The following is a 12,797-nucleotide window of genomic DNA, read 5'->3' on the forward strand; positions in this document are numbered from 1 at the left end:
TGTGCCGTCCGACCCTGTCGAATGATCCGATCCCTGCCGCGTCGTTTCGCCCACGCCTCGATCATCACCCAGATGCGCCGGCCCGACATGCGATCAACCCCGCCGTGTCGGCACGCTCGTGGCAGGTTCGGGAAAAGAAGAAACCCCCACCCGGCTAGCTGCCTGGTGAGGGTTGGTGCCCCCAGTAGGGCTCGAACCTACGACCTGCGGATTAAAAGTCCGTAGCTCTACCAACTGAGCTATAGGGGCGTGCGGGCAGCAGTCTAGTGGGATCGCTCGGCTCGTGGGAACTTCGCCCCCGGTATTCGCGATCGCGACGAGGATCGGTGCCGCGCCGGACTATCCGGCCGTCGGTGTACCGGTGCGAAAGTGTGCCGCACCGGTGCACCGACGACTCCCTCCCCCGAGGGTTCGACGAAGGTCCCTTCGGGAAGAAATGGCGAACGCCCCGTCTCCAGACTGACGGGGCGTCCAGCAGAACCGTCGACAGCACCCGAAGCCGACGGTCGGCCTCTGCGCGAAGAGGCACCCACAGATCACCACACCGCACGGTGCTCCGGAAGGGCCGGAGCGGATGTCGGGAGCAAGGACCCCCGAAGACGGGACGAAGGACCCACGTGCCCGGACGATTTCGGCTGACGATCTCAGCTCAGGTCCGTCGGCGAGCCAATTCGGCGTTCAAACGCTCGTCGTACGCGCCCGCGAGTTCGCGCAGCGCCGCAGGACAGTCACCGCGGTAGGCCGGGCCGTGCATCAGTCCCAGCACCGACGGTTCGAGGTCGGCCAGTTCGCAGAGGGTGGACCCGAGCGCCGGTGTCAGCGCCGTCGCGTGCCCGAGGTCCTCGGCCGCCAACGCCGGTTCGACGATGTCGTGCTCGGTCTGGTCGGGCAGTCGCCCGAACGCGGTGAAGAAGTCACCGCACAGCAACGTCGACGTCGTCTCCTCGAACATCAGGCCGGCGTCCCAGCCGTGCGGAACGTGCGGGGTCTCGATACGTCGTATCCGACGGCCACCGATGTCGATGACCTCGCCGTCCTGCAACGGTCGGGGCGGGCGATCGGCCAGGTAGCCGATCTGCACGAAACATCCCATCGCCCCGTGCGCCACCACGGCGTCGGGAGCGGCGGCGAGCCACCGGTTCATCGAGCCGCTCTCGTCCGCCTCCACATGCCCGAACGTGATCCAGCGCAGCGAGTCGACGGGCAGCAACCGGGCGACCGCACCCGCGACCGACGGGAACAGCACCGGCAGACCGGTGTGGAAGAGCAGCGGCTCCTGCCCGCGGATCAGGAACTGGTTCATCACCAGATCCGCCTCGTCGACGAACGTCGAGAGGCGGAAGACGTCGGCCGCGATCTCGGTGATCCCGGTGGGTTCGGTGACTCCGGTCGGCATGGGTTCCACCTCTCGAACGCGGCCCCCGGCCCAGACTGCGCCGCGCACGGACTCGGCGCAAGGCACCGCCGATCACATCTCGGGGCCCGGCGCCTCCCCCGACGACTCCGGCTCCCGCTGATGAAGATCGGCACGCAGTTCCGTCAGTTCCCGGCCGCGCCTGCGGTACCGGACATCGAGAAACACGACGGCCGCGAACACGAGGACCCCGATGATCGCTCCCCACAGTGACGCCCCCCGGAAACCGGGCGCGTCGACGTCCATCGTGCGCTCCCCCGCGTGCGCGGCACTGTTGCCGCCCAGCACCACCGTCAACGTCAGCAGGTTCGGGATCGCGACCACGATGCCGAGCACCAGGAAGGCGATCACCCACACCTTCGCGTGCGTGCGGCGGCGCGAACGCCACGCGAGATAGAACAGCAGCAACGGAACCGCCGTGCACAGCGACCCGTACAGCAGGCCCCACGCGATGCCCTGCGAGAAACTGCCCGACGCCAGCGCGCCGACGCGCTGCGCCCACCAGCGCGGAAGGAATGCGGCCAGGACGAAGTACGCGATGACCAGCGCAGCGAGGATCACGCCCGCCCAGATCGCCTTCTTCGTCCACGGCGGCATCCCTGCCCTGGGCTGTGTGGTGGTGGCGGTGTCGCTCACGTCCGTCCTCCCGTCGTCGGCGCCCCGGTACGCATCCGGAAGGGGCGGTGCCCGCCCCGTTCGTTCGCGACCATGGCGCGATTGTGTGCCTCTCACCCGCACGGCCGCAAGACTTTCGACGCGACGATGCGGTCCGTCGATGGTTCGATGGCACGGTGACCGCCATGCCGCCGCCCTCGAACACCCGCACTCGCGGCATCACCGCGGTGATCGAGGGGTTCTTCGCCCTCATGTGGTTCGGCTGGGGGTCCGCCGAGGCGCCCGACCAACTCCGCGCGGTACTCGTGGCCGGCCAGATCGTGGCCGTGCTCGTCGTGATCGCGGGCATCGTGACCGCGATCCGCAGCACCGGGGAGGACACGCCGATGTCCGATCCACAGGTGCGACGGCGCTACAACGTGGTCGTGGGCGCCGAATTCGGGATTCTCCTCGCCGGCGCGATCGTGCTCGGCGCCCTCGGGCTCGGCGCCTGGACCACGGTTTGGGTCTGCGCCGGTGTGGGCATCCACTTCTTCCCACTGGCCCGGTTGTTCGGCGACCTGTGGCTGGTCCCGCTGGGCATCGCGATCACCGCCGTCGCCGTGGTGGCCCTCGTCGTCGGACTGGTCACCGACATCGCACCGAGCACCGTCACCGGGCCCGGCGCCGGACTGTTGCTACTCGCCGCCGCCGTCGCGGTGCTCGCGACGTCCCCGGCCGACACGCGACTGCCGGAACATTCCTGAGGCTCCCGCCACCGCGATCAGCAGCAGCACACCGACGAACCCGACCGTGGCCGCCCAGCCGCCCCACGCGTAGGCGACGCCCGCCGCGGCGCCCGCGACACTCGACCCCAGGTAGTACGAGAACAGATACATCGACGACGCCTCCGCGCGATGCTCGGTGGCGAGCAGCCCCACCCACCCGCTGGCCACCGAATGCGCGGCGAAGAATCCGCCGGTGAACAGCAGCATGCCGGCGAGCACCAGCGGCAGCAGCGTCGTCAACGTGATCGCGAGTCCCGCCACCATCACGGCAACCGCGCCGAGCAGGACCGTCGCGCGCCCGAATCGGTCGGCGGCCGTGCCCGCCGCAGCCGAGGTGTACGTGCCCGCGAGATACAGCAGGAACACCAGACCCACGAGCGCCTCGGGCAGCGAGAACGGCGGCGCGAGCAGCCGGAAGCCGAGGAAGTTGTAGACGGACACGAAGCCGCCCATCAACACGAAACCCAAGGCGAACAACGTGGCGAGCGCCGGATCACGAAGGTGCCCAGCCAGATTCGAGAGCACGATCCTCGGATGCACCCGTTGTGGCCGGAAGTTGCGGGACGGCGGCAGCGCTCGGGTCATGACCACGGCAAGCACCAACGCCAGCACCGACGCCGCCTCCATCGCCCAGCGCCACGACGCGACGTCGAGCACCGCCGACGGGACCAGTCGGCCCACGAGGCCACCGATCGTGGTGCCCGCGATGTAGCGGCCCATCGCCGATCCGAGATCGCGGGAGCCGACTTCCTCGGCGAGATAGGCCATCGCGACCGCCGGAATCCCGGCCAGCGCCATCCCCTGCACGGCCCGCCCGACCAGCAGCACCTCGATGCTCGGGCTCAGCGGCACCAGCACGCCGAGCACGCTCGACACCGCCGCGGACGTCACCATCACCCGGGTCCGGCCGAAGCGCTCGGACAGCACGCTCGCCGGGATGATCGCGACCGCCACCATTCCCGTCGTCACCGACACCGCGAGCGCGGCCACGGCCGGGGCCACGCCGAAATCGTCGGTCAGCGCCGGCATCAGCGCCTGCGCCGAGTACATCGAGACGAACGTGGTGAGTCCGGCCGCGAACAGCGCGAGGGTGATCGCGCGGTACTCCCGCGATCCGCGGGCGGGACGAGCGTCGTGGGGGTGCGACGACCTCACGACCGGTCCACCCGCGAGCTTGTTCTTCATCCGTCTGCCTCCGTCGACCATCATCGCGACGACTGACAAACAAAGGAAATGCATTCATCAACAGCTGTACATGCGTCCTGTGCATAAGGTGACGGGGTGGAACTGATCGAGAGCCTGCGCTGGTTCGTCGTCCTCGCCGAGACCGAACAGGTCACGGCCGCATCGGACATGCTGCGCATCTCCCAGCCGACGCTGTCGCGTCGGCTGGCCCGGCTCGAACGCGACGTGGGCGTCGCGCTGTTCGACCGTCACGGCCGCCGACTCGAGCTCAACGACAGCGGGCGAGTGCTCCTCGAACACGCCCGCCGCGCCCTCGCCGAACTGTCGACCGCACAGCGGGAGATCGCGTCACTGGGCAGCCCCGACGGCGGCACCGTGCGGCTGGGTTTCCTGCACTCGTTCGGAACCTGGCTGGTCCCGGAGGTTCTGCGGGCGTACCGCGACGCGCGCCCGCACGTCACGTTCTCCCTCTACCAGGACGCCGCGCAGGCCCTCGTCGACCGAGTCGTGGAGGGCCGCGACGACCTGGCATTCGTGTCTCCGCGGCCGCGGACCTCGCAGGTCCACTGGGCGGCCGTCACGCACCAACGGCTCGCCCTCGCGGTCCCGGCCGGTCACCCGCTGAGCAACCGGACCGTCGTCGACCTCGGCGCCGCGGCCGACGAACCGTTCATCGGGATGCACGAGGACTACGGGATGCGTCGGATCTTCGACGAACTGTGCGCCGAGGCCGGCATCGTTCCGAACGTGGTCTTCGAGTCGAGCGAGCTGGCCACCATCGGCGGCCTGGTGTCGGCGGCCCTCGGCGTCGCGGTGATGCCGTGGCAGGAGCCGCACGCCTGGCCGGAGGGCGTGACGCTGGTGCCCCTGCGCGGCGCCGGACGCGACATCGGCATGGTGTGGGCCGCCGGGCGGCCGCTGCCGAACGCCGCGGAGCGGTTCCTCCGATTCACCGCAGATTCACGGCGGGGAGAAGCGTGGAAAACGGACTCCCCGAAGGTCACCGACGTGTAACGTCCGACACAGTCGACACGGCGGACTCGGCAACAGCGAGACCGCAGGGGACGTGCCGCCCCGGGGGGACCACTCAGCAGCACCTGCTGCCACTCACGCATCCCCTTCACCACTCAACCTACGGTACCGTAGGTTTGCAGCACGTTCCCCGAGGAATGCGTGTCACCAACTCGTTACGGAGGCTGAACCGGATGTCGCGGGATCTCACCCAGCTTGAGCTGCTGCAGGAACTGCAGCCTGTCGCCGAAGACAACGTCAATCGCCACCTGTCGATGGCCAAGGATTGGCATCCACACGACTACGTCCCGTGGGACGAAGGCCGCAACTTCGCCGCGATGGGCGGCGAGGACTGGGACCCCGAGCAGTCCCGTCTCGACGAGGTCGCCAAGGCCGCGATGATCACCAACCTGCTCACCGAGGACAACCTCCCCTCCTACCACCGCGAGATCGCCGAGAACTTCTCGCGCGACGGCGCCTGGGGCACCTGGGTGGGCCGGTGGACGGCCGAGGAGAATCGCCACGGGATCGTGATGCGCGACTACCTCGTGGTCACCCGCGGCGTCGACCCGGTGGAACTCGAGAACGCCCGCATGATCCACATGACCAACGGCTACAACTCGCCGGCCGGCGACAGCGTGGGCCTGCTGCACTCCGTGTCGTACGTGACGTTCCAGGAGCTCGCGACCCGCGTCTCGCACCGCAACACCGGCAAGGCCTGCCAGGACCCGGTCGCCGACAAGATGCTCCAGCGGATCGCCGCGGACGAGAACCTGCACATGATCTTCTATCGGAACATCTGCGGCGCGGCCATGGACATCGCACCCGACCAGACCCTCAAGGCCGTGTCCGACATCATCATGAACTTCGAGATGCCGGGAGCCGGCATGCCGAACTTCCGCCGCAACGGCGTACTGATGGCCAAGCACGGCATCTACGACCTGCGCCAGCACCTCGAAGAGGTCGTGATGCCGGTGCTGCGCAAGTGGAACGTCTTCGATCGCACCGACTTCACCGCCCGCGGCGAGGACACCCGTGAGGAGCTCGCCGCGTTCCTCGAAGACCTCGAGCAGAAGGCCACCAAGTTCGAGGAGATGCGCGACCGGTCGCTCGCCCGCGATGCCGCGCGCGCCGAGAAGGCGTCCTGACACGTCGCCACCTGCCCCGTTGCAGCTATCCTGTGCCCGGTACCGGATTCGGTACCGGGCACAGTTTCGTCTCCCGTAATCGTTATCCCGAGGTCTTCATGTCACCCCTTCGCATCGGCTCGCTCGAGCTGGGCAGCCCCGTCGTGCTCGCCCCCATGGCCGGCATCACGAACGTCGCGTTCCGCACCCTGTGCCGCGAACTCGAGCTCGAGCGCGCCGGGAGCACATCGGGCCTGTACGTGTGCGAGATGGTGACGGCCCGTGCGCTCGTCGAGCGGCACCCGGTGACGATGCACATGACCACGTTCGGCCCCACCGAGACGCCGCGGTCGCTGCAGCTGTACACCGTCGACCCCGAGATCACGTACGCCGCAGCGAAGATGATCGTCGACGAGAACATGGCCGACCACATCGACATGAACTTCGGCTGCCCGGTCCCCAAGGTCACCCGCAAGGGCGGCGGCTCGGCGCTGCCGTACAAGCGCCGACTGTTCGGACAGATCGTCGCCGCCGCGGTGAAGGCCACCGAGGGCACCGACATCCCGGTCACCGTGAAGATGCGCATCGGCATCGACGCCGAGCACCACACACATCTCGACGCCGGACGCATCGCCGCCGCCGAGGGCGCCGCCGCCGTCGCGCTGCACGGCCGCACCGCGTCGCAGCGGTACTCCGGCACCGCGGACTGGAGCGAGATCGCCCGGCTCAAGGAACACGTCACCGACATCCCGGTGCTCGGCAACGGCGACATCTTCGCCGCCGAGGACGCCGAGAAGATGATGGCCGAGACCGGATGTGACGGCGTCGTCGTCGGACGCGGCTGCCTGGGCCGGCCGTGGCTGTTCGCCGAGCTCAGCGCCGCCCTCAACGGCAAGGAGATCCCGACGCCGCCGACGCTCGGCGAGGTCGCCGCGATCATGGTGCGGCACGGGCGTCTGCTGGCCGACCACCACGGCGAGGACCGGGGCGTGCGCGAGATGCGCAAGCACATCGCGTGGTACATGCGCGGCTTCCCCGCCGGTTCCGAACTGCGCAACGGGATGGCCCGGGTGTCCTCGCTCGCCGAACTCGAGGACTTCCTCGGCCAGCTCGACCCGACCGTGCCGTTCCCCAAGGACGCCGAGGGCCCGCGGGGCCGTCAGGGTTCACCCGGCACCGTCGCGCTGCCCGACGGCTGGCTCGACGACCCCGAGGACACCCTCGTCCCGGCCGGCGCCGACATCATGCATTCCGGCGGATAGCCCCGACCGAGAGTCTGCGACGCCTAGACTCCGGAGAAGCTGCAGATCCTCGAGGAACCTTCCGGAGGGAGACGTCGTGGCCGCTCCACTCGCCTATTCGGACGCCTGGCCCGCGCTGCGGGTCGCGGACTGGGTACCCACCCGCGACACCCTGCACATGTGGACGCAGATCGTCGGCAAGGTCCGCATGGCGCACACCCCACTGGTCAACCACTGGTGGCAGGTACCGCTGTACGTGAGCGCCCGGGGGCTGACGACGTCGACGATCCCGTACCGTAACCGGGCCTTCGACATCGAATTCGACCTGTGCGATCACCGTCTCCGCATTCGCGACAGCAGCGGCGCCGGGATCGACTTCGCGCTCGAACCGATGACGGTCGCGACGTTCCACTCCCGCGTCCTCGGCGCACTCGACGAATTGGGGATCGAGACGCACATCTCGGGGATGCCGAACGAGGTGGCCACCGCGATCCCGTTCGCCGACGACACCGTGCATGCGTCGTACGACGCGACGGCGGCCAATCTGTTCTGGCAGCAGCTGGTCCAGGCGGACCGCGGGATGCACCGGTTCCGGTCCCACTTCCTCGGCAAGGTCAGCCCGGTGCACTTCTTCTGGGGTTCGTTCGACATGGCGTGCACCCGGTTCTCCGGGCGTACCGCCCCGAAACATCCGGGTGGCGCACCCCACTGTGGCGACTGGGTGATGGTGGAGGGCTACTCGCACGAACTGTCGAGCTGCGGATTCTGGCCCGGCGGCGGCGAGGAGGGTGCGTTCTACTCGTACGCCTACCCGGAGCCGGACGGTTTCGCCGACGCCCCGGTGGCACCCGATCAGGCGTTCTACAGCAGTGAACACCGGCAGTTCCTGCTGCCCTACGAGGCCGTCCGGACCGCCGACGACCCCGATACGACGCTGCAACGTTTTCTGCAGTCGACCTACGCGGCGGCCGCCGACAACGCCGGCTGGGACCGCGCGGCACTCGAGTGCGACCCGCGACGCTGGACGTCGCGCCACTGATCCGTCACGCCCGCATCCGCGTGCGACGAACGGAACTTTCGCCAACGGACTGATGCCGCGAACGGCATCGATCAGTATCATTGCGACGTCGTCGAGCGACGGTACTTTTTTGGAGGCGGAGAGGTCAGGGCGAATCGGTGGGTGACGAGCACAATCCCGGTCACGCCGCGCCGGAAGGCCGCGCGCCCTGGGAGCGTTCCCTCGCCGACAGCACCTACCGTGACGCGCAGACCCGCCGCCACGGACGGCACGAATCCGATCCGGACGCGATCGACACCCCCGGTACCGGAAACCGACGCGTGGACGACAGTGAGCCGAGCGAACGGCTGTCCGTCGCCGACCTGATGGCGAAAGTGGGCCGGCCGGCGAGTCGGTCTTCCCGCGGTCGGCGCACCCGCTCGGACGCGGACGACACCCGGGCGCCAGTCGACGATCCGGAATCGACCGAGGTCATCCCCGCCGTCACCGACGACCCCCCGTACACCGACGATTCCTACGACGAGTCCTACGACGAGTCCGAGCCGCCCGCCGAGAACTGGGTGGAGGAGGCCGTGACGACTGCGTCGCCGCAGGCCGTCGGCAGCCCCCAGCCGACCCGGCTCGCCGCGAGCAAGAGCCGTAAGCAACGCAAGCTGCTGGTGTTCGGACGGTCCGCGGTCGCGTTCGTCGCGGTGATGACGCTGCTCGCGACCGGCGTCGTGTGGAGCTACCTGAGGTCCGCCGAGGGCGGTTTCTCGCAGATCGCCGCTCTGGACACCGACTCGACCGACATCATCGACCCGGGCGGACAGACCGGCGACGAGACGTATCTGATCGTCGGCACCGACACGCGGGCCGGAGCCGCCGGAGCCGTCGGTGCGGGCACCGTCGAGGACGCCGAGGGCGCCCGCTCGGACACCGTCATGCTCGTCCACGTCCCGGCCGACCGCAGTCGCGTCGTCGCCGTGTCGTTCCCCCGCGACCTCGACGTGGAGCGCCCGGTCTGTCAGGGCTGGGACAACGCGACCGGCGAGTACACCGACGAGACGTACCCCGCCGCCGACGGCGACAAACTGAACGCGACCTACGCCCTCGGCGGACCGAAGTGCCTGGTGAAGGTGATCCAGAAGATGTCGGGCGTGAAGATCCGCCACTTCGTGGGCATGGACTTCGCCGGCTTCGAGAGCATGGTGAACGAGGTCGGCGGCGTGAATGTGTGTGTCCCGCAGCCACTGATCGACGGCGAACTGGGCACGATCCTGCCGACGGCCGGCAATCACACCCTCGACGGCAAGAAGGCGCTCGACTACGTGCGCGCCCGGCACGTCGACTCGGAGGGCAACGGCGACTACGGCCGGATCAAACGTCAGCAGTTGTTCCTGTCGGCACTGCTGCGCGAGGCGATGTCCGGCAAGGTGCTGTTCGATCCCAGCAAGCTCACCGGTTTCGTCAACGCGTTCACGAAGTCCACGTTCGTCGAGAACATCGACACCAAGTCGCTGCTCACGCTCGGCCAGTCGCTGCGCAACGTCGATGCCGGCGCCGTCACGTTCATCACCGTCCCCACCGCCGGAACCAACGAGTGGGGCAACGAGATCCCCCGCCTCGACGACATCAAGGACATCTTCAAGGCGATCATCGACGACGAGCCCCTCCCCGGGGAGAAGCGCGCCGCCGACGACGACAAGAAGGATGCCGCACCGGCCCCGGAGCAGGCCGCCGACCAGATCGCGCTGAGCCCGGAAGAGGTGACGCTGCAGGTGTCCAACGGTTCGGGCGTCTCCGGACTGGCCGCCACCACCGCCGACCGGTTCGCCGTGTACGGATTCCAGATCTACAGCGTCGGCAACTACACCGGAACCAGCACTCAGAACGTCATCCGGTTCTCCCCCGGCCGCGAGGCCGAGGCCGCGACCGTCGCGTCGACCATTCCCGGCGCGGTCCTCGAGTCCGCGTCCGGTCTCGGCAACATCGTCGAGGTGGTCCTCGGCAGCGACTTCGACCAGACACTCGTCGCCCCCGCCGAGGCCGGCACCCCCGTCGACTCCGGCCCCACCCGCATCGGCGCCGACGAGGAGATCGAACTGCCGGCCGACCTCGCGGTCACCAACGCGATGGACAATCCCTGCCTCTGACCGCCTGAACTGTGCCTGTCATTCACCCGACGTTCACCTGACCGTGGTGACTTGGTTTCCGCTGCACCGTAGGCTGTGATCTCATGCGCGTCGCTTACAACGAACAGATGACCGAGCTCGCCGACACTCTCGGTGAGATGGCGGGCTTGGCCGGGGCGGCCATGGAGAAGGCCACCCAGGCCCTCCTCAACGCCGATCTGGGGCTCGCCGAGCAGGTCATCGGCGAGCACGAGAAGATCACCGAACTCAGTGTCGTGGCCGAGGAGCGGGCCTTCGCCCTGCTGGCACTGCAGGCCCCGGTCGCCGGCGACCTGCGATCCGTCGTCAGTGGCATCCAGATCGTCTCGGACATCGACCGGATGGGCGCGCTCGCGCTGCACGTCGCCAAGATCACCCGCCGTCGGCACCCCAACCACGTCCTCCCCGAGGAGGTCAACGGCTACTTCGCCGAGATGGGCCGGATCGCCGTCGCCCTCGGCGCCGGCGCGGAAGAGGTCCTCGAGACCCGCGATCCCGAGCGGGCCGCGAAGATGAACGAAGAGGACGACGCGATGGACGATCTCCATCGCCACCTGTTCAGTGTGCTCATGGACCGCGAGTGGAAGCACGGCGTCGCCGCCGCAGTCGACGTCACCCTGCTCGGCCGCTTCTACGAGCGTTTCGCGGACCACACCGTCGAGGTCGCACGCCGGGTCATCTTCCTCGTCACCGGCAAGATGCCGGTCGAATCGCGCAACGACGCCGACGACCTCACGTCGTACCCGGAGCTCTAGCTAGCACTTCCCGCACGAACGGTGCGGGGCCCGGGAGCAGGTCATGCTCCCGGACCCCGCACCTTCTGCGTCTGCGCTACCCCGCGCGCAGATCGAACATGTTCGGATCGGTGACGACCACGTCACCGTCGAACGTCATCTTGTACATCATCGAGTTCGACACGCGCTGGAAGATGCCGAACGGCTCCACCGCGTTCGGGGTCCACGCCGGAACCAGGCCCAGCATGTCGATGTCCGTCGCACTCAGGAATCCCTGCGTCACCGTGGCTGCGTCGACGGTGTCGAGATTCTGTGCGACCTCGGCGAACGCGTGCACCGACAGCCACGAGAAGATCTCGGTGCCGTTGAGGTTGGCCGTCTCCAGATCCGTCTCACCGGACGCGGACATGTCGTCGAGGAACGGGACCAGTCCCGGGAAGTCGTCGGTGCTCGACGACGGGGCCGGCACCGGACTGGTGTAGATCGACGACGTCGCGAAGGTGCCCAGGTTCTGCAGGTCGGCCTGCGTGAAGTTGGTGGCGGGCATCGCGAAGGACAGCTTCGAGCCGAGCTGCTCGAATGCGTCCGCGATCTGGTTGGACTCGGTGGCGGTCAACGCCATGATCACGCCCTGCGCACCGTTACGTTCGGCCGCGGCGACGAACTGGGTGTAGTCGGTGGCACCCGCGCCCACCGCCACCTCGTTGACGATCTCGGCACCCTGCGCCTGCACCGCCGGGGCCAGCATCTGGCTGAGCATCGCGGCGACCGGGACATCCGGACGCATCAACGACAGCTTGGTATTCCCCTGGGAGACCAGCGCGTCGACGTTGGCGTACAGCGTGAGCAGCGACCCCGCGAACGGCGTGAACACGTTGGGCGAGGTGAAGTCGGCGATGTTCATCGGGTTCATGCCGATCCGCGGGATGCCGGCCGTGGCGAGGATCTGCGACACCGACTCGGGCGAGGCGGGGGTGAAGTCCGCGAGCGTGGCGGCCACTCCCTCGCTGACCATCTTGTTGGCGCAGTCGACCTCCTTGTTGGGGTCGCCCATCGAGTCGCACTGGACCAGTTCCAGAGGTCGACCGGCCACACCGCCGCGGGAATTGAGGGCCTCGACCGACGCGGTCATGCCGGCCCCCATGTTGGCGACGGACAGGCCGCCCGCCTGGATCGAGAGGATCTGGCCGACCTTGATCGGCTCGCCTGTCGCGGCATTCTGGGCCGGGTCGGCGGAACTGTCGTCGCTACATCCCGTGGCCACAAGACTGATGGCGGCGAGGGCGGCGAGGGCAGGAACAAGGGTCTTCAGTTTCACGTGATGTGTCCTCCTCGATAGGCGCTGCGCATTCCGGACAGCGGAACTGCCCGAGCCGGCGCACCCCTCAGGCATCGCCCAGGGGTCCCGTCCGACCTGAGGGAGGAGCGTAATCAAACATTGAGCAATTCTTGGGCGATTCAGACAATTGCAGAGAGGCCCGGGAAGGCGAGCCGAATGCCCTCCAGTCGAGATGCCAGCTCACACTCGGCTA

At 68.4% G+C, this 12,797-nt stretch carries 11 protein-coding genes and 1 tRNA gene; 7 read left to right on the plus strand and 5 right to left on the minus strand.

Annotation, left to right across the window (positions count from 1 at the left end):
* Positions 1-173: 173 nt before the first annotated feature.
* From IJ15_RS0100660 to IJ15_RS0100670, 3 genes are all read right to left on the minus strand, one after another.
* A tRNA-Lys gene (locus IJ15_RS0100660) sits at positions 174-249 on the minus strand.
* Between the two features lie 400 nt (positions 250-649).
* Entirely contained in the window at positions 650-1,396 is a 747-nt protein-coding gene (locus IJ15_RS0100665) for an MBL fold metallo-hydrolase (protein ID WP_031936421.1), read from the minus strand.
* 72 nt (positions 1,397-1,468) lie between these two features.
* On the minus strand, positions 1,469-2,011 hold the full coding sequence (locus IJ15_RS0100670) for a hypothetical protein (protein WP_051918421.1): 543 nt from the start codon (positions 2,009-2,011) through the stop codon (positions 1,469-1,471).
* 203 nt (positions 2,012-2,214) lie between these two features.
* On the opposite strand from IJ15_RS0100670, the gene IJ15_RS0100675 reads away from it, so the two are divergent.
* Positions 2,215-2,775 carry a hypothetical protein gene (locus tag IJ15_RS0100675; protein ID WP_231569376.1) on the plus strand — a complete coding sequence of 187 codons (561 nt, stop codon included), beginning with the start codon at positions 2,215-2,217 and terminating at the stop codon, positions 2,773-2,775.
* Here the strand turns inward: IJ15_RS0100675 and IJ15_RS0100680 are convergent.
* Positions 2,707-3,981: an MFS transporter gene (locus IJ15_RS0100680; RefSeq protein ID WP_051918422.1), complete on the minus strand. Its 1,275-nt coding sequence runs from the start codon at positions 3,979-3,981 to the stop codon at positions 2,707-2,709. The two genes, IJ15_RS0100675 and IJ15_RS0100680, sit on opposite strands and share 69 nt — an antisense overlap.
* A 96-nt stretch (positions 3,982-4,077) precedes the next feature.
* On the opposite strand from IJ15_RS0100680, the gene IJ15_RS0100685 reads away from it, so the two are divergent.
* The 6 genes from IJ15_RS0100685 (at position 4,078) to phoU (ending at position 11,286) form a co-directional block, all read left to right on the plus strand.
* Complete coding sequence (locus IJ15_RS0100685; protein WP_031936425.1) at positions 4,078-4,995, plus strand: LysR family transcriptional regulator; 918 nt, start codon at positions 4,078-4,080, stop codon at positions 4,993-4,995.
* Positions 4,996-5,186: 191 nt separating this feature from the next.
* The gene (locus tag IJ15_RS0100690) at positions 5,187-6,140 is read left to right on the plus strand and encodes an acyl-ACP desaturase (protein WP_031936426.1); all 954 of its coding nucleotides are present in this window, start codon (positions 5,187-5,189) and stop codon (positions 6,138-6,140) included.
* A 98-nt stretch (positions 6,141-6,238) separates the two neighbouring features.
* On the plus strand, positions 6,239-7,381 hold the full coding sequence (gene dusB, locus IJ15_RS0100695) for a tRNA dihydrouridine synthase DusB (RefSeq protein ID WP_031936427.1): 1,143 nt from the start codon (positions 6,239-6,241) through the stop codon (positions 7,379-7,381).
* A gap of 157 nt (positions 7,382-7,538) precedes the next feature.
* Positions 7,539-8,399, plus strand: coding sequence for a DUF5996 family protein (locus IJ15_RS0100700; protein WP_231569380.1), 861 nt, complete (start codon positions 7,539-7,541; stop codon positions 8,397-8,399).
* 137 nt (positions 8,400-8,536) lie between these two features.
* Complete coding sequence (locus tag IJ15_RS0100705; protein ID WP_031936429.1) at positions 8,537-10,513, plus strand: LCP family protein; 1,977 nt, start codon at positions 8,537-8,539, stop codon at positions 10,511-10,513.
* Positions 10,514-10,596: 83 nt separating this feature from the next.
* Positions 10,597-11,286, plus strand: coding sequence for a phosphate signaling complex protein PhoU (phoU, locus tag IJ15_RS0100710; protein ID WP_031936430.1), 690 nt, complete (start codon positions 10,597-10,599; stop codon positions 11,284-11,286).
* A 76-nt stretch (positions 11,287-11,362) separates the two neighbouring features.
* On the opposite strand, the gene IJ15_RS0100715 is transcribed toward phoU, so the two are convergent.
* Positions 11,363-12,583, minus strand: coding sequence for an ABC transporter substrate-binding protein (locus IJ15_RS0100715; protein ID WP_031936431.1), 1,221 nt, complete (start codon positions 12,581-12,583; stop codon positions 11,363-11,365).
* Positions 12,584-12,797 lie beyond the last annotated feature (214 nt).

It is taken from the genome of Prescottella defluvii, from assembly GCF_000738775.1.
Lineage (GTDB): Bacteria > Actinomycetota > Actinomycetes > Mycobacteriales > Mycobacteriaceae > Prescottella > Prescottella defluvii.